We start from the raw sequence: 25,994 nt of genomic DNA on the forward strand, positions 1-25,994 counted from the left end.
GAAACCGCCTCCGGAAGCGCTTTTTCTTTTTAATCACCGCGGTTTTCGGGCCGATACAAATCGGGATTCAGCTCCCGAAAATCATGCCTCGACTCCCGGCCGTCCTCCTGCTTTTGTCAGCACTGTTTCTGACGCCGGACGCCTGGGCTCAGACGGCTACGCCGGAGGCAGGTGAAGGAATCTGGGGGCTGCTTCGCCGAAGTGGCATCACCCCCAATGCGGCGCGGGTCGAAGCCTTCAAGGCACTGAACGCCGAGCGACTGAAAGGCAGTGATCAGCTCGTGGCGGGGGTCGCCTACCAGCTGCCGGGCGCGGCTGGCTCGGCCCCGACGACATCGTCGACCGAAACTGTGGCTCAGGCCCCCAAGCCGGCGCCGCAGGCCCGGCGCTACCCGATCTTCGGCCCCGACCACGAGATGGTGGTTCGGAAATCCTCCCGGCTGGCGGGCCACGTGTACTATGTGGTGGCCGGGCACGGAGGTCCCGATCCAGGATCGGTAGGTCGTCTGAACGGCCGCTCCATGCCGGAGGACGAGATTGCGTACGATACCAGTCTGCGCCTCGCCAGACGATTGGTCGAAGAGGGAGGCAAGGTCTACGTCATCGTACGGGATTCGAACGATGGGATCCGTGATTCTGAATACCTCCCGCCAGATCGAGACGAGTTCTTCTACGGCAACGTGCGCATGTCGAGCAACTACGTGACCCGACTGCGTCAGCGCCGCGACGTGATCAACCGTCTCTACGACAAGAATCGGGCAACAGCCAAGTCGCAGCAGGTGATTTCCGTGCACGTGGATGCGATGGCTGGACGACACCAGCCGCAGATTGATGTGCACTTTGCCTACTCAAGTGACTCCGGACGCTCCCTCGGACGCGTCCTGCAGACTGAAATGCGAGCCCAGTACGCGGCCCATCAGCCCGGCCGGGGCTACAACGGCAAGCTGATACGCCGGGACGGACTCATGATTCTGAACAAGACCAAGCCCACGGCGGTGCTCGTGGAACTCGGCAACATCCGCCACACCGGCGACCAGATTCGCCTCATCAAACCCGGCAACCGGCAGGCGCTGGCTGAGTGGATCACCGAAGGCCTGCTCCGGCAGGCAGCGTCGACGCCTTCGCGCGGCAGGTCGCGGGCGGCGCAGTAGCGTGCCCCTGGCGCGCGCTTCGAGAGCGCAGTGGGGTGACACCGGCAGGTCGCGGGCGGCGCAGTAGCGTGCCGCTGGCGCGCGCTGCGCGAGCGCAGTGCGGTGACACTGGCAGGTCACGGGCGGCGCAGTAGCGTGCCCTGGCGCGCGCTGCGCGAGCGCAGTGCGGTGACACCGGCAGGTCGCGGGCGGCGAAGCACGGCAACTTGGGCGAAGGGTCCGGTAGCCCTGCCGTCGGAAGCGTCGTAGACTCGGGTTCTCATTATCTCCCGAGACCCGTGCGCTTCCTGACTCTCTTCCTGCTCCTGGCCCTCGCCGTCGGCCAGGATGTATTCGCCCAGCCCGTCGCCCTTCAAGCTTCTGGACTGATTGATGTTGAACGGGGGGAGTTGGTGACCCCTGGCATCGTTGTGGTGGATGGGGAGGAGATCATCCAGATCGGCGGACCGATTCCGGCCCATACCCGCGTCATCAATCTCGGGGCGCGGGTACTGATGCCCGGCATGATGGATGCCCATACCCACATGCTGCTGTCGACGCAGCAGGCACGCGACTTCGGACGGTTCTTCATTACCAACGTGCTCGAGAGCACCGCGTATCGCGCCATTCAGGGCACCGCGAACGCGCGCTCCATGCTGGAGTCCGGATTTACGTCCATCCGGGACCTTGGCAACAACGGGTACTATGGCGATCTGGATCTGGCCCGCGCAATCCGCGAAGGCTGGGTGGCGGGCCCGGACATGCAAGGGGTCGGCCGGATCATTGCGCCGTTCGGCGGCCAGTTTCACGTGCCCAAGACCAATCCAGACCTGGTAGAGCCCGAATACATCGTGGCGGACACGCACGATGAGCTCCGAAAGGGCATCCGGGCCAACCTGCACTACGGCACGGACCTGATCAAGATTGTTGTGGACGACTGGGGATACGTGTATTCCGAAGAGGACGTGCGATTCGTCGTCGATGAAGTCACGGCAGCCGGAACGAAGGTGGCCGCGCACGTGGCTACATATCGGGGTGCGGCCAACGCGATTGCGGCCGGAGTGCACTCTCTCGAACACGCGTGGGAGCTGACCGATCAGAACCTCGCCGACATGGTCGAGAAGGGCATCGTGCTGGTCGGCACCGACTTTCCGAGGTCCTACAGCGGATATTTCACCGGATACGACGATGAGCTGGCCGAACAGGCCTATCTGTCGCGCATCGAACGGCTGCGCCGAGCCTATGAGGCCGGTGTCACCATCGCGTTCGGCGCTGACGTCACAGACTACAATCCTGGCGAAACCCGCGGATCGATGACCCTGGAGTTTCTGGATTCCTTCAGGGATGCGGGCGTCACGCCGGCGGATCTGCTGCGCATACTGACCGTGAATCCTGCCGGGCTCATGGGCTGGCAGGACACCAAGGGCACGCTGACCGTCGGGAAACACGCAGACATCATCGCCCTTCCGGGAAATCCCTTGGAGGATCCGGAGGTGCTCAAGCAGGCCGACTTCGTTATGAAGCGGGGCCTGGTCTACGTGCGCGACGGACAGTTCGTCTGGGACATCCCGCTGGAGCTGGAGATCCGTGAGAACTGACGGGCGCACATAGCTCACCCCGTGAAGGGTGGAGAACGCTAAGTGAGGGGGACGCCTAGGAGGCGAAGGAGAAGGTTAGCGGCGCTTGTCCCGCTTTTCCTTCCAGTAAGTGACGGGGTCGTCGGCATTACACCAGCGGAACCACCATCCAAACTGATCCTTCGATGAACTCTTTTCCGGCATTCTGGCCCGTGCAGGACCGCTCCCTCTCGGGCGCTTCGGCTTCGGCATGTACTAGTTGGCCGCTTCCAGTGGGTGTGGGCGGGGATCGCGCGTGAAGAAAAAACGCGCAGAGCCCATAACTCGGGAATCCTGAGGACTTTTCCAAGTCAATCCGCCAAAAACTGTGGAACCAACTGCAGTTTGTGGCCCGTGTGAAGCCGTTCGGGTGGTCTGGGAGACGGTTTGGCGGGGGGCTCGGTACCATGGCATTCGTGTGCACGATGTCCAACAAAATCACTTCCGTCTCCAGCCGGACTGGTTACCTGACGCTGCTGCTTGTTTTGGGCGTCGGGATTCGGTCCTCAACGGCTCAGGTCCTGGAGTCCTCGGGCTCGATCTCACTGCACCTGGAGTGGTCGGTGGGTGGAGACGAGTCTGCGGAGGCCGAATACCTGTTCGGCCGACCGAATTGGGCAGCCGCCACCAGCACTGGAGGTGTGGCGGTCTCGGACGCCATGAGCCTCGACATCCGATTGTTCGGCCCGGAAGGCACCCACCTCTCAACGCTTGGCGCCAGGGGGGATGCCCCAGGCGAGTTTCAGGCGGTTACCAGCTTTACAGTCGATTCCCTTGACCGGGTGATCGTGCTGGACGGTCGCCTTTCGCGGATGACCATCTTCGGCCCTGCGGCATCGGAGGTGAGTACCGCCAGCATCAGTCGAGATGAATTGCTCTGGCCACGGAGAGTGCAGAGCAGCGGTGACGGGAGGTTGCAGGCACTTGCCAGGATGCCCACACACGCTCGCCGCGCGCAGGAAGCCGTTGCCAACCTCCTGCACAGCCTGGACGTGACAAGCGCACGTGTGGTAGGCCGGTCCGTCCAGTTCACGACACCCTACACCGAGAGTTCGTCCCTGGACGCACAACTCTTTGAGACCCTTTTGCAGTCCCACCCCGGATCTATGGTTCTGATGGGAGATCACGCGTGTGTCGCCCCCGGCCTGTATTCGGGGCGAATAATCTGCAGCGATGCCCGATTTCAGGGCGATCAATCCCGACCGGCCTTGCCCGAACCGGTCAGGGCGGTGGATTGCGACGCCGACTCAGAGACTGGATTGATCCGCATCCTGCGCAGAACGGAGCCTCGACGCCTTTGCGGTTACATACAGGTGCAAAGTGCGGGTCTATTCGCCCTGTCGACAGCAGAGTTGCTCCACTTCTACTTTGTGTCCGACACCTCCGGTGGAGAATTACGCTACGAGATTATCGGTGCCGGCGGGAGGCTGGTCGAAACAGGTGTTTTTTCCCGCTCCTGGCCGAAGGCCTGGCATACGCAGCCGCCGATTCTACTCGCGACCAGCACAGGCCGCCACATCTACGCAATCGACTCCTCACCGCCGAGTCCGACGGTCAGCAAGTACCTCCTGGTGAGGGACTGACGCCTACGCGGCCCGACCGCGAATCGAATCGATGTCCGCGTCAAAGTCGTCGCGCCGCTTGGCGTCGACCTGGCCACGCAGGTCCGAGATGAAGTCGCCAGAATCGAACTCGCGCTCCAGCTGCTGCTCGACCCACTCCTCTTCCATGTAGCGCAGGACTTCGATGCCGTACTCGATTTCGAAGTAGCGCATGAGCTCCAGGTTTGACGCGCGGTCACCGGCAAATTCAAAGCCGGCGTCCTGGAGAAACTGACGGATCTTGTCTGAGAGGCTATCCATGGGTCCAGGGGGATGTAATACCTGCATTATCGGCGTGGCCGCGCGGTGCTAAACCCGGGGTGGATTCCTGTGCGGGGATCGGGGATTTTGCAGGCCCGCAGTCTGCCGCACATCATGCCGGAATCCGCCGTAGTCAGTGTCGACATGTACGTCTTCCGAACGACACCGGAAGGCCTCAAGCACCTGCTCATGCGCCGGGCTGCTGGTCGACTCTACGAGGGTTCCTGGCGCATGGTGGCCGGCAAGATCAACGACGGCGAGCAGGCCTGGCAGGCCGCAGTGCGCGAGCTGTGGGAGGAAACCGGCCTGACGCCCATTTCCCTGTTCGCCGTGCCCAGCGCGAACCACTTCTACGAGTGGCAGACCGATCGCTTGCAGCTCATTCCGGCGTTCGCAGCAGAGGTCGCGGGGGATCCGCAACTCAACGAGGAGCATGACCGCTTCGAATGGCTGCAGATGGGCGATGCGGTCCGTCGCCTGGCCTGGCCCGAGCAGCAGCGATTGCTGCGGCTGGTGGACGAGTTGGTGCGGGAGGATCGGGTGCCGCCGAGCGTGCGCATCCCGGTGTAGCCCGTTACTGCGACACGACCCCAATCGTATTTCAGCCCCCCTGTTACGTCTGTGGCGCAAGGCTTCTCTGGTGAATACGGCCGCGGGCCGCGGCGGGCAGTCCGGAGCCCGGGTCCGCAAGTTCACTACAGGGCCCGGATTCAACCTAATCGCCCGAAAGGAGCCCCAAGAGGTTCCATTTAGGCCCAATTTGAACCTGTATCGCCCATTTTCCTCCCCAGAAGTTGAATTGGGGTGCCTTTCTCAATTTTAGCCCCAAATCGGAGGCGGTTCGGCGCCGCGGGCGGGCTGGTCGGCGCCGCGGGCGGGCTGGCGCGGCGTCGCGGGCGGGCTGGCTCGGCGCCGCGGCGGCCCGCCGTCACACCGGCTTCCTGAACCTCAATTCTCCGGCCTCAATGCGCGCATCGATGTGATGCGAGCGCGGTGGAAGCGGGCAGGTGGCAAACTCCGTGAAGGCGCAGGGCGGGTTGTACGACTTGTTGAAGTCCAGAATCACGGGCCCGGCGCTTCCGAGCGGCTTGTCGAACCAGACGTACCGCCCGGCGGGATAGGTGCTCTCATTGTTCGTCTCGTCCGAGAAGATCACGAAGTAGCCCGTTTCACTGGTATCGGTCACGTCCAGAGCATACTCCTCGCCTGCCACCGAAAACGTCACCCGACCGGGCGATTCCTCCAGGACATCTCCTCCGGTATAGATGGCCACAGGAAAGCGCTTTGGTGGGTCGTAGGGTTCATACCGAGCGTACAGGCGCCATTCCGGGTTGACCGGGTAGTACTCAAGGCCCGGGAAATCGGTGCGCAGCGAAGCCCGATTGTCGATCACGCGCACGGCGTACTGGTCCTGGAAGCGGCGTACAAACCAGGTGAGACCGTCCTGTCGGAATCGAACGGCACCGCTGTCGGAGATGGCGGGTACGGGCTCGGTCATTTCCACGCCGTCGGCTGTCGTCGGCGCGCTGCCATAGAACCACCATGCCTCTTCGGCGGCCGTGGAGTCCGTCAGCCCATCGTTCACAAACATGCCCAACATCTCCGGCCCACGGGGAACGGCGATGTTCATCCCCTGCCGGGAGCCCATCGTCATGGGATTGTTCCAGAGGACCTGGTAGTTCACCAGCGTGAGCCACGAATCCTCCGCAGTCAGTTCCGCCAGGCGTGCTTCGCGCCACTCGAGGACCTCCGCTTCGTGCGCAGCCGGATCGTACTCAGAACAGCCCGTCATCAGGGCCAGCAGCAGGAGGAGAGGGAGAGTTCGCATATGGATCACGTTCCGACGGGCCGCGTTGGCAAGCGGTCTAACCCCGAGGCCCTGTGGGATCGCTCGCGCAGCTAAACCACTACTACGTCAAGTATAAGCATCTCTTCCTGCCAGGATTGCTGGCGGCGATGGCGTCCGCGGCGGCCTCGATCGTGGTGCCGATCATAGTGCGGCAGGCGGTGGATACCATTCCCCGGATGGTGGCCAACTACAGGGCCTTTGAGGGGACTCCGGTCGGCGACTACCTGTACGCCCAGTTCTTTACCACGCTGCTGGGTTTTGCGCTGGTGATCCTGGGATTGAGTTTCCTGAGTGGCGTGTTCTCTTTTCTGATGCGCCAGACCGTCGTGGTGGCATCGCGACACATCGAATTCGATCTTCGCAACCGGCTGTACGATCACCTGCAACGGTTGAGTCACGGCTTCTACGTGCAGCACTCCACCGGAGACCTGATCACGCACGCGACGAGCGATATCGAGCAGGTGCGGCGCTACATCGGCCCCGCGCTCATGTACACCACGCGCGCGGTGGTCGTCATCGTGATGGCGATGTCCGTGATGTTCATCATCAGTCCGGGACTGACGGCGTGGGCCCTCATTCCAATGCCCTTCCTGGCCCTCAGCGTCTTCTTTGTGGCGAGGATGGTGCACGAGCGCTCTGACAAACTGCAGGCCCAGTATTCGGTGCTCACCAGTCGTGTGCAGGAATCTCTCTCGGGCGTTCGCGTGCTCAAGGCCTATGCCCGCGAGCACGCGGAGCAGGACGCGTTTGAAGTGGAGAGCGCGGGGTATCGCGAACGTTCCCTGGATCTGGCGATGGTGGACGCGGCGTGGCGACCGGTCTTCCTTGTCCTGGTGGGACTCTCGACAATCCTGGTGGTCTGGCAGGGCGGGCACCTTGTTGAACAGGGTGTCATTACCATCGGCAACATCGCCGAGTACATCATCTATGTGGCTCTGATGACGTGGCCGGTGGCGGCATTCGGGTTCGTGATCTCCATGGTTCAGCGGGCCGCAGCGTCCATGAGCCGGCTGCAGAAGATCTTCGACGCCGAGCCGGATGTGTTCGATGGCGACGAAACCGACGCCTCACTGGTGTCCGTCAAGGGTGCCCTGAAGTTCGAGCGTGTGGGCTTTAGATACCCCGACGGCGACGAGCCTGTCCTGCGCGACCTGGACTTCGAGGTGCCTGCCGGCACGACGCTGGGAATCGTCGGGCGCACCGGTTCCGGCAAGACGACGCTTGTCGAGCTGATTCCACGCCTCCTCAACGCGACGTCAGGGCGGGTTCTTGTCGACGGACGCCCCGTGGACCAGTATCCGCTCGAGGTCTTGCGAACAGCCATCGGCTACGTGCCGCAGGAAGTCTTTCTGTTCTCGGACACCGTGGCTGGCAACATTGCCTTCGGCCGCATGGACGCTTCGGAGGCACTGATTGACCGGGCTTCCGAGGAGGCGGACCTGCTGGAGAACATCCGGCAGTTCCCCAAGGGCTTCGAGACGTTTGTCGGGGAGCGCGGCATCACGCTGTCGGGCGGTCAGAAACAGCGCACGTCCATCGCCCGGGCCCTGGTGCGTGAACCCAGCATTCTGGTCATGGACGATGCGCTCTCTGCCGTGGACGTGCAGACTGAGCGTACCATTCTCGGCCACCTGCGCAAGCACTTCGGGCAGCGCACGATAGTGATCGTCAGTCACCGCATCTCGGCCGTGCAGGAGGCCGACCAGATTCTGGTTCTCGATGACGGTACGATCGCGGAAATGGGTACGCACGACGTGCTCATGGCCAGGGACGGTCTGTATGCCAACCTGTACCGCAAGCAGTTGCTGGAGGAAGAACTGGCAGCGATGGCCTGATGGCAGAAGAAACCAAAAAAGAGGGCCTGGACCGCAAGCTGCTGCGGCGCATCATCCGTCTGCTGGTGCCCTACAAGTGGTGGGTAACCATCGCTTTCGTGACGGTGATGACGGCCGCCTTTTTGGGGCCGCTCATTCCGAAGCTGGTGCAGGTCACCATTGACCAGTACATCGTGCCGGGTGATCTGGGCGGCATGAACCGCATGATCGGCCTGCTGGTGCTGGTCCTGATGGGGGAGGGCATCCTGTCTTTTGTAAACGCCTACCTCACCCAGTGGATTGGCCAGCAGGCCATCTATGACCTGCGTACCCGCGTGCACCAGCACATCTTCCGGCAGCCACTTCGATTCTTCGACCGGCAGCCGCTGGGCAGGCTGATCACCCGGGTAACCAGCGACGTGGAGTCGCTCTCGACGGTGCTTTCGGCCGGCGTCGTGACCATCCTGGGCGACACCTTCCGCATCATCTTCATCGCCTGGTTCATGTTCTCCCTGAACTGGGTGTTGGCGGTGGTGACGCTGGCCGTGGTGCCGATCATGCTGTACGCCACCTTCTGGTTCAAACGCAAGGTCCGGGACGCCTACCGGGACACGCGCAAACAGGTAGCGCGACTTAACTCCTTCCTGCAGGAGCACATCACCGGCATGCGCATCGTTCAGATGTTCTCCCGGGAAGAGGAGGAGTACCGGCGGTTCACCGACATCAACGACGACCATCGCGCCGCCCACATCAAGACCATCTTCTACTTCGCACTCTTCTGGCCGGCCATCGACATCATCGCGTCCTCCGCCCTGGGCCTGGTGATCTGGTTCGGCGGGCTGTCGGCGATGGGGGGCACGCTCACCCTGGGCGTGCTGATTGCCTTCATCCAGTACGCGCGGCGATTCTTTGAGCCCATCCGCAACCTGTCGGACCAGTTCAACACGCTGCAGAGTGCGATGGCGGGGGCAGAGCGCATCTTCGGGCTGCTGGACCAGGACGACGCGCTACCTGAGAAAGAGGACCCAAAACCCCTCAGGGAAACGCGTGGCGAAATCGAGTTCCGCAACGTGTGGTTCGCGTACGTGGACGGGGAGGACGGCAAGCCGGACTGGATCCTGCGGGATGTCTCCTTCAAGGCTTCCACGGGCGATGTGGTCGCGATCGTAGGGGCCACCGGTGCCGGGAAGACCACCATCATCAGTCTCCTGCTGCGCTTCTACGACATACAGAAGGGCCAGATACTGGTCGATGGAGTCGACATCCGGGACTACCGGCTGGCGGATCTGCGGGACCGTATCGGCCTCGTACTGCAGGACGTCTTCCTGTTCTCCGGCTCGGTGGAGAAGAACATTTCCCTGGAGAATCCGGAGATAGACCGCGCCCGAGTCGAGGCAGCCGCCCGGGAGATCGGCGCCGACGCCTTCATCTCCAGGCTGCGGGACGGCTACGATCAGGATGTGAGGGAGCGCGGCATGTCGCTCTCGCACGGGCAGCGGCAGCTGCTGTCGTTTGCTCGGGCGCTGGCGTTCGATCCCAAGGTGCTGGTGCTGGATGAGGCGACTTCCAGCGTGGATACCGAGACGGAGCACATCGTACAGAGTGCCCTGGAGCGGCTCATGAAGGGGCGCACGTCCATTGTGATTGCGCACCGGCTGTCCACCATCCAGCATGCGGACCAGATTCTGGTGATGCATCGCGGCGTGATCCGGGAGAGCGGCACGCATCAGGAGCTGCTTGCTGCCGATGGGCTCTACCGGCGTCTGTACGAACTGCAGTACAAGGACCAGGAGGCCAGCGCGGCGTAGCTACAAGGACTTTTTTCCCGACCGAGTGCAACTGACGGGTCTTTAATCGTATAATTACGATATACAATCAAACAGCCATGGCAGGCAGCAAACTGACCGCATTTACCGCAGCGCAACAGGACGTCGCACGATGGGCGAAGGCCCTCGGGCATCCCGCGCGTGTGGCCATTCTGGAAACGCTGGCGCGACGCGGTGCCTGCATCTGCGGGGAGATCGTTGACGAACTCCCTCTGGCGCAGGCTACGGTATCGCAGCATCTGAAGGCGCTGAAAGAAGCCGGGTTGGTGGAGGGCACGATTGACGGGCCCCGATCCTGCTACTGCATCAACAAGGAGGCCTACGCACGCATGGCGGAGTACCTGCGGCAGTGGATCTACGAGCAGGGATGCGCCTGTGGCTGTTGTTGATCACCAAACCAAGAGGACAACCATGACCTACGAAATCGTGCTCACGCGCCCCGAGAACAACGACGGAGGCTGCTGCGGCGGCGATTGCTGCGGCGACTGATCCCGCTCTCTCAAGAGAAGGGGAGTCGCTCAAGCGGCTCCCCTTTTTTCATGGCCCATCAGTAGAGCCACATGTCGAACGTGCGGCGGTGTGAGCGTGTAACGGCGTGATCCGGGCCGAGCACGGTGAAGAGCGCCACGCCGGTCTTGCGGGCAAAGTCGTCGTGGTAGTAGCGGTCCGCCTGGAGCAGAGCGAGCAATTCGAGCACCGCCGTCTCGTAGTCCTGCTGCGCGAGGGACGTGATGGCGGTCGCGGCGTGATTTCGGCCGGTCCCACCGGGGAGTGATTCCGGTCCAGACTGCATGACGTCTGCCAGGACCCGCACGGATTCACTGACCTGCACATGGCGCGGCTCGCCGGACATGCCGGTGTCCGCCAGTTCGCGCGCCCGAATCGGGTCCTCAAAGACAAGAATGCCAGATAGAAGTGCGCTGGCGGCCGGGCTGCTGGGCTCCTCGGTGAGGGCCGTCTCGAGCGCCGTGCGCGCAGCGAGTCCATCGCCCGTAACCAGCGCCTGCTCAGCCTGCTCGACCAGGTTGGAGGAGGCGGACGGCAGTGCTTTCTCCAGCCATTGCTTCACCGCGTACGCTGGAAGGGCTCCGGTGAACTCGTCTACCACCTGGCCATCCACGAAAAGTTTAACCGCCGGGATGCCGCGAATGCCGAACTGCGCGGAGATCTGCGGGTTGGCATCCGTGTTGACTTTGGCGAGTTTCCAGGCTCCGTCCGCCTCGGCGTCCAGCTTCTCCAGCACGGGCCCAAGCGTACGGCACGGGCCACACCAGGGCGCCCAGAAATCTACCAGGATGGGCGTGGTGTGGCTGGCCTCAAGGACCTCCGTATTGAAGTCAGTTACGTCGTGGCTCATCGTTCTTCACTGCGGATAAACAGGGCGTCGGCGTAGTTTTTTGGTCCCCCGAAATCAAAGATTCCGACGCGCATGCGTACCAGCGCTCCCATTTCCGGGTTCGCCCTGATCGTGATTTTCACCGCGGCACTGAGCGGCTGTGCACCGGTCGGCGATGGCGACTACGAGCCGGCAGCCGACAGCCTTCGATTCGCCGGCGAGGAGCATCTGCGCAACATCCGTCAGCTGACGTTCGGCGGCAACAATGCCGAGGCCTACTGGAGCCCGGACGGCGAGCAGTTGGTGTTTCAGTCAGAGTGGTCAGCGCTGACGCAGCAGGGCTGTGATCAGATCTTCGTGATGAATGCCGACGGTACGCCGCGGGACAGTGGCAACATGTACGATCTGGTGTCGACCGACACAGGGCGTACCACATGCTCGTATTTCATGCCGGATGGCCGGGTGGTGTTTGCGTCCACGCATGGTGCCAGTGCCGAGTGCCCGATTGCACCCATGTTTGGGCAGGGGCGCTACGTGTGGCCTGTATTTCCGGAGTACGATATCTACGTGGCGGATGCGGACGGCCAGAATGTGGAGCTCCTGATCGGCGGCCCCGGATACGACGCGGAGGCGACCGTCTCGCCCGATGGACAGTACATCATCTTCACGTCCACCCGAACCGGAGACCTGGAGTTGTGGCGGTACGAAATCGCGACCGGGGACCTGTTGCAGCTGACCGATGAACTCGGCTACGATGGCGGGGCTTTCTTCTCGCCGGACTCGCAGATGATCGTGTGGCGTGCGGACCGACCGGAAGGCGAGCGCGCCGAGGTCTACCAGAATCTCCTGCAGGATGACCTGGTGGAGCCGAGCGAGCTCAACATCTTTGTGGCCAACATCGACGGGTCGAACCCGCGCCAGGTGACGAATCTTCCGGGAGCGAACTGGGCCCCGTTCTTCCATCCCTCGGGAGAAAAGGTCCTGTTTTCGACCAACCACCACGTGGACGGCGGGCGCATCTTTGACATCTTCATGGTGAACCTGGACGGCACGGACATGAAGCAGCTGACGCATTCGGGCACGTTTGACGCGTTTCCCATGTTCTCACCGGACGGCACGAAGCTGGTCTTTTCTTCAAACCGGAACGGGGCGCGCGAGCCGAGCTCGGATACGAACGTGTTCGTCGCCGACTGGGTGGAAGAGCCGGGCGAGGCGGACCGCACGTTCGGTACCGACTGAGCGGGTCCCGAACCAGGCTAGCCGCGGCGCAGCTCCGGATCGCCGGAACGCGGCGGGGGATCCACGGCACCCACAAATGTGTTATTTTTAGCCAAGGCTAAAAATGACTTGTGGTCTATGCTAAAAAATGTCGTGGGGCTGTTGGGCCTCGTGATGCTCGCAGGCGGTTGCGAACCCGATTCTGCCCGCGATGTCGATCTGTCCCAGCGCACGATCCGCGTGGTGGCAACCACCTCGATGATCGCGGAGATGATTCGCGAGATCGGCGGGGATCGGGTTGAGGTCTCCGGACTCATGGGGCCGGGGGTCGATCCACATCTCTACAAGGCCAGCGAAGGGGATGTGGCCCGCATGGCCCAGGCAGATGTGGTGTTCTACAACGGCCTGCATCTGGAGGGCAAGATGGCTGAGATCTTCGAGCAGATGGGCACGCTCGGAGTGTATACGTTCGAGGTGGCGGCTGCCGTGCCGGAGGATTCCCTGCTCGAGTCGGACTACTTCACCGGCAATTATGACCCGCACATCTGGTTCGACGCCGGCTTGTGGCGACTCGCGGCCTCCAGCGCAGCCGATTACCTGACCGCGCTGGACTCCACTTCCGCCTCCGCGTATCGAGAGCGAGCCGAGGCCTATGCGGCATCTGTGGAGGATGCACACGCATACGTCCGGTCCCGGGTGTCTGAGCTGGATCCAACGCAGCGCTATCTGGTCACCTCGCACGACGCGTTCGGCTATTTCGGCAGGGCGTACGGCTTTGAAGTGAAGGGTCTGCAGGGCCTGTCCACCGCCACGGAGGCCGGCACGGCGGATGTCCAGGAGTTGGCTGACTATGTGGCTGAGCGCCGCATCCCGGCACTGTTCATAGAGTCCTCGGTGTCTCCTCGCGGCATTGAGGCAGTCCAGGCCGCCGTGCGCGCTCGCGGGTTCGAGGTACGCATTGGGGGCACGCTCTACGGGGACGCGCTGGGGCCGGTCGGTACCAGCGCCGATACTTACGTGGGTATGGTGCGGTCAAATATCGATACCATCGTGAACGGCCTCCTCGGTCAGGCGCCATGAACCACGCGGTCGACGTCCGGGACCTGACGGTAGCCTACCGGGAGCGGCCGGTACTCTGGGACATCGACATGGAAGTCCCGGAGGGCGTGCTGACGGCCATCGTCGGGCCGAACGGTGCCGGGAAGACGACGCTCATCAAGGCCATTCTGGGCCTGGTCAAGCCGGCCGCTGGCGACGTGCTGGTCTACGGCAAGCCCTACAGGCGGCAGCAAAGTCGCGTGGGGTATGTGCCGCAGCGTGGTTCCGTGGATTGGGACTTCCCGACAAACGTGCTGGATGTCGTCACGATGGGGCTTTATGGGCGGATCGGCTGGATTCGCAGGCCGGGACGCAACGAACGCGCTCTGGCCCTGCAGGCACTTGAGAAGGTCTCGATGGCGGACTACGCGGACCGGCAGATCAGTCAGCTCTCGGGCGGACAGCAGCAGCGGGTGTTCCTGGCACGAGCGCTGGTGCAGGACGCCGATGTCTACTTCATGGATGAACCCTTCCAGGGCGTGGACGCCACGACTGAGCGTGCCATAATGGCGCTGCTCCGGGATTTGCGCTCCAACGGCAAGACCGTGGTAGTGGTGCACCATGATTTGCAGACCGTGCCGGAGTACTTCGACGAGGTGATGCTGCTCAATGTGCGGCGAATCGCACTCGGTCCCGTGGACGAGGCCTTCACCGAGGAAAACCTGCGCCGTACCTACGGCGGCCGTGTGGGCTTCATGACGGCTCGCCGCTGATGCTGGAGCTGTTCTCCGACTACACGTTGCGCGTGGTGGCTCTGGGGGCGGCTGTGTTGGGCATGTCCAGTGGCGCGCTCGGCACGTATGCGGTCCTGCGGAGGCAGAGTCTCCTGGGAGACGCCATTTCCCACGCGGCGTTGCCGGGCATTGCGTTGGCTTTCATGCTGACCGGCAGCAAGGCGCCGTTGGTGCTTGTCCTCGGCGCGGCGCTGGCCGGATGGCTCGGCACGTTGGTCATAATGGGGGTGACCGAGACCTCGCGCATCAAATACGACAGTGCACTGGGCATGATGCTGTCCGTGTTCTTCGGATTCGGGCTGGTCCTGCTGACGTTCCTACAGCGTCGGCCGGATGCCAATCAGGCCGGGCTCGACAGCTTCCTGTTCGGCCAGGCTGCGGCGCTGCAGGTGGCTGACGTGCTTACGATGGCCGGAATCGGAGGATTGGCGCTGGTTGTGGTCGTCCTGTTGTGGAAGGAGTTCAAGGTGTTGTCCTTCGATCCCGACTTCGGTCGAACCACCGGCCTGCCAATCCGGAAGCTGGATCTGGCGCTGACGGGGCTGCTTGTCATTTCGATCGTGATCGGGCTGCAGACCGTGGGGGTGGTCCTTATGAGTGCAATGATCATTTCGCCCGCCGCTGCTGCCCGCCAGTGGACGGATCGACTGGGGCGCATGGTGCTGCTGTCCGCCGGATTCGGCGCTTTGGCCGGCGTGGTGGGAGCTGCCATCTCAAGTACCCAGGCCCGACTGCCGACCGGTCCCACCATTGTCGTCGCCGTCAGCGTGATCGTGGGCTTTTCGCTGTTTCTCGCTCCAAACCGCGGAATCGTCTGGGCACGCCTTCGGGCGTGGCAGGCAGGCCGTCGGCTACGCATGGACGCGGTTCTCATGGACCTGTATCTGCTGGCTACACAGCACGAGAGCCATGAGCATCCGCATGACCGTCGTGTGCTGGATGCCATGAGTTTTCCGCGGGGTGCTACACGCCGCAACCTTCGCCTACTCAAGGAACGCGGCTATGTCCAGCGCATCGACGCCCGCCGTTGGGCCTTGACCGATACCGGAGCCGAGCGCGCGCGACGGCTGGAGACCGATCTGCCCGAGGGCTGGGTGCAGGGATGATTCAGCCCCAGATCGAGATCCAGCTGATTGCCATGGTAGTGGCTGCTGCCTGCGCCATCCCGGGGGTGTTTCTCATCCTGCGCCAAATGGCCATGATGAGTGACGCCATCAGTCATGCCATCCTGCCGGGTATTGTGATCGGGTTTCTGGTGACGGCCGATCTCGGCTCCCCGCTGCTGATTGCCGGTGCAGCTCTCACCGGCGTCCTGACGGTGGCCCTCGTGGAGCTGATCTCATCGACGCGCCTCATCAAGGAGGATGCGGCCATCGGGATCGTTTTTCCGGCGTTGTTCAGTGTCGGCGTGATTCTGATTGCCCGATTTGCGGGCGATGTGCATCTGGATGTCGATGCGGTTCTGCTGGGTGAACTGGCCTTTGCGCCGTTTGACCGTATGGTGTGGGGCGGGACAGACGTCGGCCCACGATCGCTCTACATCATGGGCTCGATTCTGCTGGTGAATGTGCTGTTCGTGGCGCTCTTCTTCAAAGAGCTGAAGCTGGCCACATTTGATGCGGGACTGGCTGCGGCACTGGGTCTGATGCCCGGCCTGGTCCACTACCTGCTGATGGGGCTCGTCTCCGTGACGGCGGTCGGAGCGTTCGATGCGGTCGGGTCCATTCTGGTGGTTGCGCTGATGGTAGGCCCCCCATCGGCCGCCTACATGTTGACGGATCGACTCTCCGTCATGCTGGTGTTCAGTGCAGGGCTGGGCGCCGTCAGTGCGATCGCGGGCTACTGGATGGCGCACTGGATGGATGCGTCCATCGGAGGGGCAATGGCTACCATGGTTGGCGTCGTCTTTGGCCTGGCGTGGTTACTTGCGCCGGAGCGCGGTTGGCTGGCCAAACGTCGCCTGCGCGTTCGGCAACGGTGGCAATTCGCCACCAAGATGCTGACGGTACACCTGCTGTCACACGAGGGGCAACCGGATGCGGAACGCGAGTGCCGCGAGGATCACCTGACCGAGCACCTTCGGTGGAACAAGGCCTTCGCCGAGGAGGCTGTCCGAAATGCATTAACGCACGGACTGATCGAGCGTCAGGGGGCCCTCCTGGCGCTCACGGAAGCAGGGCGGGCGCATGCTGCCCGTGCGGTAGTGGAGATCTAGGGAGAGGCCCACAGGGGCGCGTGGCAATTCTGCAACGAAAAATTTCGGACGCGAATTGCGAAAAATCGGACGTACCCACCTAATGAGCCGACTGTACCTCGCGGGTTTCCACCCAGGAGACAACCACCCCGCATTCAATTATCGCCCTCTAGCGATGCACAATTCCTACGCAAAGCTGCTGATTTTGGCAGTTCTGATCGCCGCTGCTTCCATACCGGCCTCAGCGCAAACACGCTACGTGCGCACGTCCGGATCGGATGCTGCGAATGATTGCACGACCTCCGGCAGCCCCTGCCTGACGATCGTTCACGCACTTGACCAGGCCAACTCGGGCGATACGATTGACATCGGCCCGGGCACGTATCCGGAGAGCCTGTCGCTGGAGAAGTCCATCACCTTGCAATGCGCTCAGAATGGGACGGATGTCTCTGGTCGCACGGCCGGGGGGGGCGGAGAGACAGTCATCAAACCATCCGGTTCAGCCGATTACGTGATTCAGGTCCGTACGAGCAACGTGGCGATCAACGGATGCGACATCGACGGTGATTTCGACGGTGATGTCTGGGCGGGTATCAAGATCTGGAACTCCGGATCATCGTCGAGCCCGGACAACATCTCGAACATTGACATCCTCTACAACTTCATTCACGAAATCGACCAGCCCAACCCCAACGGTACGTTCAATTACGCCTACGGGATCTGGGCCATCGGCGGCGGCTCCAACGGTAATCGCGGCGACGTCAGCGATCTCGTCATCGACGACAACTCGATTTACATGATCGGCAACGGGCCGGATATCGGCTCCGCGTTGACGGGAGCTACAGAGGTAGCGGGTGCCGGCATGTACGTCAAGAGCGTGACCGGGGCGAGTGCGGGCCTGGGCACGACGATCACCGACAATACGCTGGACGACCTTTCCGATGGAGATCCCTCGTCGGCGACGACCCTTGCCGGGGGCACTCGCGAATTGGGTCTGGGCATCGCCGTGCTCCAGGACAACGAGACATCAACGAACGACAGCGGCGCCAGTGTCTCGGGCAACACCTACGGAGACGGCGACGTGGACGGCCCGTATGTGGGTGTGCTCGTGCAAACCAGCTCCAGCACCGTCGCAGAGGCACTCTCGGGCTTCGGAAGCCAGGTGGTGCCGCTCATCATCAACTTGGCGCACCCGGACATCAGTACGTTGCCGCTGGCAACCATCGATACGTCCGATTTATCCACGGCCACGGTTCCGGTATTTTCCGTCGACGGCCTGACGTTCTCCTCTTCGGCCAACGTGCCGAATTCGATTGGCTATTTCCGCTCCATCTCGGACGCCGCGGCGAATTCCACTACGGACGAGATCATGCCGCAGCCGCAGAACGGTACCGTTACCGGTGCCACGGTGACGCTTGGAGCAGGGCCGAGCATCGTGTTCACTTTTGCGAATGGGGACGTCTTTACCATTCTGCTGACGGACTATGGTGCTGCAACCCCGTCGATTGTAGGCACCCCGGGCGACGAGAACGTCACGATTGCCTCCGACCTGTTGGCGTCGACCAACCTGAACGTCGTGCTTGAAGGCGGCAGCGATGCCATCACGATGCAGGCGTTCACGGCGTGCACGCCTTTCGATACGACGCACAACCCCACGAGCGCCAACGACGGGACCTTCGTGTTCACGGCGGCTTGCACCGCAGGAGCCGGCACCCTGACGTATTCAGGGCTTGAGCCGATTGACGACTCGGCCAATTTCCCGGCCAACCGCACCTTCAACTTCTCCGCGAGCGCCGAAACCATCGTGCTGAATGCCGGCACGACGGCAAACGACAACATCTCGTTCATCGACTCCGAACTGGTGGAGGAGGTGGTCTTCGGCAACCCGACCGGCAGCCTCACCATCAACGCCGGGGGCGGCGACGACACGCTGAATCTGGGCGCCCTGGACACAAGTGGTGGAACGATTCCGGCCATTACGGTGACCGTAAACGGCGACGCTGGTGCAGACACGTTCAACGTGACTCCGGTCAATGCGTACACCAGCCATACCATCAATGGTGGTGCACCCGCGACATGCCCGGGCGATGCCCTGTCGTTCACACTGCCGACCGGCGCCACCGCTGACTATTCCACGTCCGGAACGGTAAGCTTCACCGGCGTCACCCTCGGTTCTGTCACCTACACGGGCATCGAGGCTTTCGGGGACTTCCAGGCCGACATCTCCGTCTCGGCGGCATCGACCCTGTACCCCGGCGACGTGGCGACGTACACCCTGACGGTGACCAACAACGGGCCGAATCAGGCGCAGTGCATCACGATCGCGGATGCCGTGGCCAACCTGACGTTCCAGTCGGGCCCGACCCTGTCGACAGGCATCATCGTTGGAGACGACTGGGTGATCGCATCCCTGGATTCCGGGGCCTCGGCTACGCTTACCGGCACGGTGTTCGTGAACTCGGCGACTGCGGTCACGGCAACCGCGTCAACTCAGACGACCGATACCGATTCCTCCAACAACTCGGACGAGGTTATCGGCACGCCCTTCAAGTTTCCCGCCAAGGCACATGGCCAGGTGGGCCTGGTCTACGAGTACACCGTCGGTGGCGTCACGTTCGAGCGCATCATCCTGGGCCTGTTCCAGGGCAGCCCGGGCGGATCCAGCGCCGTGCTGTGCCGCATTCCTGAGCCGGACGGCGTGGTGTTCACGGTCAATCCAGCGTTTGTAGACGAAACCTGGCGCGAGTGTGGCACGGGACTTCCGTACCCGCTTCACGTGAACGACCTGTTCTACGACGCCTCAGCCGACCGCATCTATCTGGCCTCCTGGGGCTCTGCCGGTCTCTACTACAGTGACGACGGCGGCATTTCATGGACGGCCTCCGAGCCGAACCTGCCGGACCAGGCCACGGGTTGGGTAAACGTCTACGCCATCACCGAGGACAGCGCGGGCATCCTGTATATCTCAGCCAACAATGGCTTGTTGTTCCGCTCACTGAACGGTGGAACGAGCTGGCAGCAGATCTCAAGTCTGCCGCACGGCTCGGCGGACACGCCGTGGGGTCTCGAAGCTGATCCGACCGATGCCGGTACCATCTACGCCGGAACGCGCGGCAAGGGTGTCTGGGTTAGCGCCGACTTCGGCCTCAGTTGGGCACCTGTGGTTGCCGCCACAGGCACAGGCGGTATCCCCGTGGACGCTCTGGCCAGCGTAGGCGCAGGAGACATCTACGACCTGAAGTTCTCTCCGGACGACTCGGACCGGCTCTATGCAGGCACGGCTGAGGGGCTGTACAGCATTGATCTCAGTGCGGGAACGCCGGCCTGGACCAGCCAGGGCCTCACTGTGACCGTGGACGCAGGTACCGTGGTACCCGAGGTCCGAGGTTTGGCCTTCACCGACGACGCTGGTGACGCGGACGACGACCTGTACATGGCGCTATGGGGCTTCGGAGTCTATGTGGACGGCGATCCGAATACCGATGGTTCAGACCAGGTGGAGTTCTCCCTGCGTGGATCAGACGTGACGTTCGTGGCGGTCGGCAGCAACGGGTCCGTCTATTCGGGTACGGCCGAGGGCACGTTCCACACGTCGCCGCTATCCACCCACACGAATACGGAGCCGGACGGCTCGCTGGAGGTCCCGACCGACTTCGCGCTTGAGCAGAATTATCCGAACCCGTTCAATCCGGTGACGACGATCGACTTCTCTCTGCCTGAAGCAGCGACCGTACAGATCACGGTGCACGACATGCTCGGACGCACCGTGGGCACGCTCTCCACCGGCTCCATGACGGCCGGCCGGCATTCGGTGCAGTTTGATGCGCGCGATTTGCCGAGCGGCACCTACCTGTATCGCATGGAAGCCGGCGGCGAAGTCATGACCCGTCTCATGGTGCTGCTCAAATAATACTTCGCTTGTTTGTCCTCTGGTTCTGGCAGACAGCGTCGGGGCCTTCGGTTGGCGGACCGAAGGCCCCTTTTTCTTGGGCGACGGGATTGGAGCGGCATTTGCCTCAGGAAGGGCAGAGTTATCATGCCGCCCATGCGCCCCCTCATCGCCCTTGTTTTCCTGACCGCCATTCCGGCGTCCGCACAGTCTTTCCTGGAGGTACCGGCACCCTTTGCCACCCCACCTGACGGATCGGCAATCATTTTCGGCTCGTCGCTTGCCGACGTCAACCGGGACGGGCGCCCCGACTACTACCATCGAGGCCGTCTTTATCTGCAGACCGACTCCCTGGTCTTCACTGATGTCATGGGCACGGGCCGATTTCCGGCCATCGACGGCACCGAGGTGTTCGGAGGAGTCGTTGGGGATGCCGACGGAGACGGATTCCGCGACCTGTACGTCGAGGACTTTGACCCGGGCTCCCGTTTCTTTCGCAATCGCTACGGCCTTCGATGGGATCTCGCCTCCGCCGAAAGCGGCATCGACATGTCCGAGGCACAATCCCAGGGCGCCGTGTGGGGCGACTACGACCGGGACGGAGACGTAGACCTCTTTGTGGGCGAGGAGTTTGGCGGCAACAAGCTCTTTGAGAATCTGGGCGGCGGCGTCTTCAGGGATGCCGGAATGTCCGCAATCCTGAACGAGCGCAAGTCCTACGGCGTTGCGGCGGCCGATTTTGACCGTGACGGCGATCTGGACATCTACATTGCGGCCTGCAGTCAGGGTGACCCCGCGCAGTCCCGGAATTCGCTCTTCCGCAACGAGGGAGACGGCACGTTTGTCGATATCGGGGCAGAGGCGATGGTAGCGGACTCCCTGGCCGGCTGGGCTACGGTCTGGCTGGACTACGACCGTGATCAGTGGCCCGACCTGTTTGTGGCCAACATGCCGATCTACGGCCCCAATGCGCGCACGGGAGTCAACAAACTCTACCGTAATCTGGGCGATGGGACCTTCGAGGATGTCTCCGTCGCGGCGGGAGTGGCCGGCGGGGATGATGACTGGGGCTTCGGCGCGTCGGCCGGTGACTTCGACAACGACGGTTGGGAGGACATCTACCTGGCCAATGATTTCTCGAACCATCAGCTCTTTCGCAACAGAGGTGACGGCACGTTTGAAGATGTCTGGCCGGATCTGGGCGTGGATCCGTTTACCGGTACCCTCGCAGTAGCCACGGCCGATCTCAACAACGATGGATGGCTTGACCTGGCATTCGCCTCACGTGAGGGGAACCGGGTGCAGACGGGAACCGGGGACGGCAACTGGCTGCGCATGCACCTGAGAGCCGAAGGAGAGAACCGGGACGCACTCGGAGCTCTGTTAACCACGTGGGTGAACGGCAATGCGATGATCCGCGAGGTGCATGCAGGCGACGGAATGACATCCCAGAATCACGACCTGTCGGTCCACGTGGGCCTGGGCCAGGCAAGCGTCGCAGACTCGGTTACGGTGAGATGGCCCGCGGGTGCCACCACGCGGTTCCTGGATGTCGGCGCCAATCAGGTGCTTCACTTGTCCGAATCCAGCGGCATCGCTGACCCGCCACCCTTCCCGGAGCTCGAGGAAGGAGACCTCGGCACGCAGGCGGGCCCTGAGATCCGATTCGCGTTGACGGCCACGGAAGCCGGCGTCAGTTACCAGTTGGTGCTGGCCCATCTGGAGTCGACAACCCTGGCGGAGTATGAACTCACTGGTTCCGAACTGTCGGTTGACGTGACCGGCCTGCCTAACGGCGACTATGCCTGGACAGTGATAGCGGAGCGTGACGGGTTTGTGCGTGCCTCGAGATCCACCGGGAGCTTCACGTGGTCTGGGGCCACGCATACCGACCGACTCGACGAGCCTTCATTGTGGTCCATGTGGCCGAATCCGGTATCGGAGATTCTGACGATCGAGACCAACGCGCGAGACCGGCTGGTAGTATTTGACCTGCTGGGCAGGGCCGTACTGCAGGCACAGGTCACGCCTGGCCGGAATCGCCTGGACGTGTCCGGCCTGGTGCCCGGTCTGTATGTGCTCCGGCTCGAATCGGGCCGCCTGACGCGTCCGGTTGTGCGGCGCTGAGTCGGACGAACCTGAGGCTTAGCTTCGCTGAAGCACCTTGCACAAGCGGTCTCGTTCCGCACGCATGCGATTGGCAATGGCCGGAAGGTCCTTTCGGGCTCCGCGACGGACGGCGTCCTCCGCTTCCCGGGCACACGTGCTCAGGCCGGTACCGCCAAAGGCCGCACTGGTGGATTTGAGCGCGTGCGCGGCACCGGAGACGGCGTTGAGATCATCTGCCTCAAGTGCGGACTGGACCGTGCTAACCAGTTCCTCGGAGTTCTCGACGAACTCGTCCACCAGCTCGGCGAAGAAGTCGGCATCTCCCATGTTCTCGCGAAGCTCCTCCAGCGTGTGTACGTCGATAAACTCGGTGAGCTCTGACAGCGTCTGCTCCGAAGTCTCGATCAGGCCACGGATGGTGTCCATGCGGATGGGTTTGGTCACGTAGTCGTTCATGCCGGCATTCATCGCCTCGATGCGGTCTTCCGGCATCACGTTGGCGGTTACCGCGAAGATCATGGGCGGCGCCGAAGGCCGACCGTCACGAATGCGCCTGGCTGCTGCAATGCCGTCGAGTTCCGGCATCATCAGGTCCATGAAGATGATGTCGTAGTCCTTTACCTGGGCGGCCTGCACGGCCTGCAGGCCGTTGCGAGCCACATCGGCCGTATGACCGAGGCGCTCAAGCATGCGGGTAATGACCATCAGGTTCACCGGGTCATCTTCGACGACAAGAATGCGAGGGGGCGTGTTCATGACGATACATGGTTGGTAGCCCATGTATCGGCCGCTCGGCTCTGAACTTTAGGCGCGGCCCGGAAAAGGGCGCTGTCGCCTATGCCGCCTCAGCGCGACGATACGCATGAGCCTGATCCTGGGCGCGCCGCACGATGGCCACAATGAAGCCGATCGACAGCAGAATGATTCCCAGCCAGACCAGGCTGATCAGCGGCTTCTCGTAGGCCTGCACCACAACCCAGTCTGCGGGCGCGGTGCGAACGCCCTCAACCACGATGTCGATCGTGCCGGAATCGACGTTCATGGCGGCAAAGCCCAATGCCAGGCCCCAGTCGTCGATGGTTTCGGGCACGACCTGAACCCTGCGCTCCTCGTCGATGCGGTACACAGGAGTGAGAAGGCGACGCTCCCCGGTTGCCGTATTCGTCACCGCGAGGAGGGCACCAACAGCAACTTCTCCGGTGTTCGGGTTGGCGGCCTCGTGTTCGACTTCAAGGTCATACTCCAGGAAGGCGATGGCGTAGGCGCCGTCCCCAACCAGAGTCGAGTCATTGCGGGCCAGGGTAATCGTCCCCCCGTTGTCGGAGTCGTCGACGCCCAGCATGACGTTCGGCGAGACGGCCACGAAGATGTCCTTCTCCAGGAAGCGCGTCACGTCAGGGTGCTGGATCCACTGATCCTTGTTGCTTCGGTACACCACCGGAGAAACCGAGAACGACCGTCCGTCAGGATCGACGAAATCGAGCAGGTACTCCGGTCGCGCCGCGTTGCTCATGTCCTTGCCGTTGTACGTCACCGTATAGCCGTCAATGGCCACGGTTTGGCCGGCTTCCAGCACGAAGTTGTCCCGCGAGTCTCCGATTCGCACCCCGTTGCCGGAGCCCACCGCGTCAGAGAACCCGCTGGAGGCAATGATGCCCAGAATCATGAGCGAGAAGCCCACGTGGGAGACCGCGCCGCCGGCAAGCTTCGGGTTGCCCTTCCAGATTCTTAGCACCACTTCCAGATTGCCGTAAAGGGCAAAGAAGGACACAAACAGCAGCAAGAGCAGCATGAGCCCCTGGCCGTAGGTGGCCCAGAAGGTGCCCAGGCCTGCGGTCAGAGCACCTTCAGGCACGCCGACGGAGGCCAGCACGCTGGTCACCGCAGATTCCTCCACGAAGGGCGTGAGCAGCAAGACCAGCAGGGTGGAAGCCACCGACAGGGCAATCGGTCGCGTCAGAACCTTGTTGACGCTTTCGACGGACATCTTCTTCCACCAGAAGAGCTGCCCGAGTCCTGCAAGGAAGGTCAGCGCCACCGACAGCGGAAGCGTCCACTTGTTGTAGAACGCTATCGGCACGCTGGATGGATTGTCCCGGAAGAGGCGGCCGATGATGGGTGCGCTGGTCCCGAGGATCACCACGAGGGCGATGGCGCAAAGCAGCAAAGCGCCCGCGAAAATCATGAACTCCCGCGAGAGCATTTCCGGCTCCTGGGCGGGTGTCGGCAGTTCGCGGTAGCGTACCGCGAGCAGCCCGAAGCCCACGGCTCCCATCGCCAGTATCCAGAGCAGCAATTGGTTGTACAGGCCCAGGTCCACAAAGGAGTGCACCGAGATGTCTCCCAGGATGCCGGATCGCGTGAGGAAGGTCGAGTAGATGACCAGCATGTACGCGAGGATGTTCAGGAAGAGGGCCGCCTTCTGGCTGCGCCCGCTGCGCTTCTGAACAATCATGGTGTGGATGGCTGCCACGCCAATCAGCCAGGGTACGAGGCTGGAGTTTTCCACGGGGTCCCAGGCCCAGTATCCGCCGAACGAAAGCGTCTCGTAGGCCCAGTAGCCGCCCATGGCGATGCCGACGCCGAGGATCATGGTGGCGAACAGCGCCCAAGGCAGGGCGGGCCGCACCCACTGCGTGTAGCGCCGCTTCCAAAGGGCCGCGACGGCAAAGGCAAACGGCACAATCATCGCCGCGAAGCCGGAGAAGAGCGTCGGCGGGTGAATGACCATCCAGTAGTTCTGAAGCAGATCATTCAGGCCCTGCCCGTCTTCGGGCACAAGGCCGGCGGCCAGCATCGGCGCGTTCGGGAATTTCTCTGACAGGAGTTGGAACGGCGACGCACCCAGCTTGATGAAGCCGAGGTCCAGCCCGATCACCATGGAGACCAGGAAGAACTGGCAGAAGCTGATGACCGCCATGACCGGCGCCTCGTACTCCCGCGCCCACTTCATCACGCTCCAGCCTACCAGGATGTTCATGAAGATCCACATCATGAACGAGCCTTCCTGGCCGGCCCAGTTGGCCGAAATCAGGTACTTGAGGCCGAGATCCCTCGCTGTGTGCTCATAGACGTACGCATACTCGAACTGGTGCGTCAGCGACAGATAGAAGAGAATGCCGTAGGCCACGATCAGGCCGACACCCATCACACTCCACGCCGCGCGACCGATGCGCAGCCAGTCCTGACCTCCGCGCTCGATCTGCGCACTGCGGAAGTACGCCAGTCCAGCGAGTCCTGTGGCCACGAAGCCGAGCAGGATAAGCAGCTTGCCTACGACTCCAATCATGTCCTGGGGGATGGGGCGAGGGAAGGGGGG

Annotated in this window: 19 protein-coding genes; 14 read left to right on the plus strand and 5 right to left on the minus strand. The window is 62.6% G+C overall.

Annotated features, from left to right (window positions below):
• Positions 1-83 precede the first annotated feature (83 nt).
• The 3 genes from JJ896_11590 (at position 84) to JJ896_11600 (ending at position 4,329) form a co-directional block, all read left to right on the plus strand.
• Positions 84-1,151: an N-acetylmuramoyl-L-alanine amidase gene (locus JJ896_11590; protein ID MBO6780286.1), complete on the plus strand. Its 1,068-nt coding sequence runs from the start codon at positions 84-86 to the stop codon at positions 1,149-1,151.
• 278 nt (positions 1,152-1,429) lie between these two features.
• Entirely contained in the window at positions 1,430-2,728 is a 1,299-nt protein-coding gene (locus JJ896_11595; protein ID MBO6780287.1) for an amidohydrolase family protein, read from the plus strand.
• Between the two features lie 443 nt (positions 2,729-3,171).
• On the plus strand, positions 3,172-4,329 hold the full coding sequence (locus JJ896_11600; protein MBO6780288.1) for a hypothetical protein: 1,158 nt from the start codon (positions 3,172-3,174) through the stop codon (positions 4,327-4,329).
• A gap of 3 nt (positions 4,330-4,332) precedes the next feature.
• On the opposite strand, the gene JJ896_11605 is transcribed toward JJ896_11600, so the two are convergent.
• Entirely contained in the window at positions 4,333-4,608 is a 276-nt protein-coding gene (locus JJ896_11605) for a hypothetical protein (protein MBO6780289.1), read from the minus strand.
• 114 nt (positions 4,609-4,722) lie between these two features.
• On the opposite strand from JJ896_11605, the gene JJ896_11610 reads away from it, so the two are divergent.
• Complete coding sequence (locus JJ896_11610) at positions 4,723-5,178, plus strand: NUDIX domain-containing protein (GenBank protein MBO6780290.1); 456 nt, start codon at positions 4,723-4,725, stop codon at positions 5,176-5,178.
• A 358-nt stretch (positions 5,179-5,536) separates the two neighbouring features.
• Here the strand turns inward: JJ896_11610 and JJ896_11615 are convergent, their stop codons facing one another.
• Positions 5,537-6,436, minus strand: a complete 900-nt coding sequence (locus JJ896_11615; GenBank protein ID MBO6780291.1) for a DUF1684 domain-containing protein — start codon at positions 6,434-6,436, stop codon at positions 5,537-5,539.
• A 53-nt stretch (positions 6,437-6,489) separates the two neighbouring features.
• Here JJ896_11615 and JJ896_11620 point away from each other — a divergent pair, with 53 nt between their 5' ends.
• The 3 genes from JJ896_11620 (at position 6,490) to JJ896_11630 (ending at position 10,486) form a co-directional block, all read left to right on the plus strand.
• Positions 6,490-8,292 carry an ABC transporter ATP-binding protein gene (locus JJ896_11620; GenBank protein ID MBO6780292.1) on the plus strand — a complete coding sequence of 601 codons (1,803 nt, stop codon included), beginning with the start codon at positions 6,490-6,492 and terminating at the stop codon, positions 8,290-8,292.
• On the plus strand, positions 8,292-10,079 hold the full coding sequence (locus JJ896_11625) for an ABC transporter ATP-binding protein (protein MBO6780293.1): 1,788 nt from the start codon (positions 8,292-8,294) through the stop codon (positions 10,077-10,079). Before JJ896_11620 ends, JJ896_11625 begins: the two co-directional genes overlap by 1 nt.
• 77 nt (positions 10,080-10,156) lie before the next feature.
• Positions 10,157-10,486, plus strand: coding sequence for a winged helix-turn-helix transcriptional regulator (locus JJ896_11630; protein ID MBO6780294.1), 330 nt, complete (start codon positions 10,157-10,159; stop codon positions 10,484-10,486).
• Positions 10,487-10,644: 158 nt separating this feature from the next.
• On the opposite strand, the gene trxA is transcribed toward JJ896_11630, so the two are convergent.
• Positions 10,645-11,454 (minus strand): thioredoxin, encoded by an 810-nt coding sequence (trxA, locus tag JJ896_11635; GenBank protein ID MBO6780295.1) that lies wholly within the window; start codon positions 11,452-11,454, stop codon positions 10,645-10,647.
• 72 nt (positions 11,455-11,526) lie between these two features.
• Here trxA and JJ896_11640 point away from each other — a divergent pair, with 72 nt between their 5' ends.
• The 7 genes from JJ896_11640 (at position 11,527) to JJ896_11670 (ending at position 22,693) form a co-directional block, all read left to right on the plus strand.
• Positions 11,527-12,672 (plus strand): PD40 domain-containing protein, encoded by a 1,146-nt coding sequence (locus tag JJ896_11640; protein ID MBO6780296.1) that lies wholly within the window; start codon positions 11,527-11,529, stop codon positions 12,670-12,672.
• Between the two features lie 117 nt (positions 12,673-12,789).
• Entirely contained in the window at positions 12,790-13,731 is a 942-nt protein-coding gene (locus JJ896_11645; protein ID MBO6780297.1) for a zinc ABC transporter substrate-binding protein, read from the plus strand.
• Positions 13,728-14,462 (plus strand): metal ABC transporter ATP-binding protein, encoded by a 735-nt coding sequence (locus JJ896_11650; protein MBO6780298.1) that lies wholly within the window; start codon positions 13,728-13,730, stop codon positions 14,460-14,462. Before JJ896_11645 ends, JJ896_11650 begins: the two co-directional genes overlap by 4 nt.
• Positions 14,462-15,589: a metal ABC transporter permease gene (locus JJ896_11655; GenBank protein MBO6780299.1), complete on the plus strand. Its 1,128-nt coding sequence runs from the start codon at positions 14,462-14,464 to the stop codon at positions 15,587-15,589. Before JJ896_11650 ends, JJ896_11655 begins: the two co-directional genes overlap by 1 nt.
• On the plus strand, positions 15,586-16,698 hold the full coding sequence (locus JJ896_11660; GenBank protein MBO6780300.1) for a metal ABC transporter permease: 1,113 nt from the start codon (positions 15,586-15,588) through the stop codon (positions 16,696-16,698). Before JJ896_11655 ends, JJ896_11660 begins: the two co-directional genes overlap by 4 nt.
• A 154-nt stretch (positions 16,699-16,852) precedes the next feature.
• Complete coding sequence (locus JJ896_11665) at positions 16,853-20,587, plus strand: T9SS type A sorting domain-containing protein (protein ID MBO6780301.1); 3,735 nt, start codon at positions 16,853-16,855, stop codon at positions 20,585-20,587.
• 135 nt (positions 20,588-20,722) lie between these two features.
• Positions 20,723-22,693, plus strand: coding sequence for a VCBS repeat-containing protein (locus tag JJ896_11670; GenBank protein ID MBO6780302.1), 1,971 nt, complete (start codon positions 20,723-20,725; stop codon positions 22,691-22,693).
• An 18-nt stretch (positions 22,694-22,711) separates the two neighbouring features.
• On the opposite strand, the gene JJ896_11675 is transcribed toward JJ896_11670, so the two are convergent.
• Entirely contained in the window at positions 22,712-23,431 is a 720-nt protein-coding gene (locus JJ896_11675) for a response regulator (protein MBO6780303.1), read from the minus strand.
• A gap of 79 nt (positions 23,432-23,510) precedes the next feature.
• Positions 23,511-25,964: a cytochrome c biogenesis protein CcsA gene (ccsA, locus tag JJ896_11680; GenBank protein MBO6780304.1), complete on the minus strand. Its 2,454-nt coding sequence runs from the start codon at positions 25,962-25,964 to the stop codon at positions 23,511-23,513.
• Positions 25,965-25,994: the final 30 nt, after the last annotated feature.

The sequence above is a fragment of the Rhodothermales bacterium genome, assembly GCA_017643395.1.
Taxonomy (GTDB): Bacteria; Bacteroidota; Rhodothermia; order Rhodothermales; family UBA10348; genus JABDJZ01.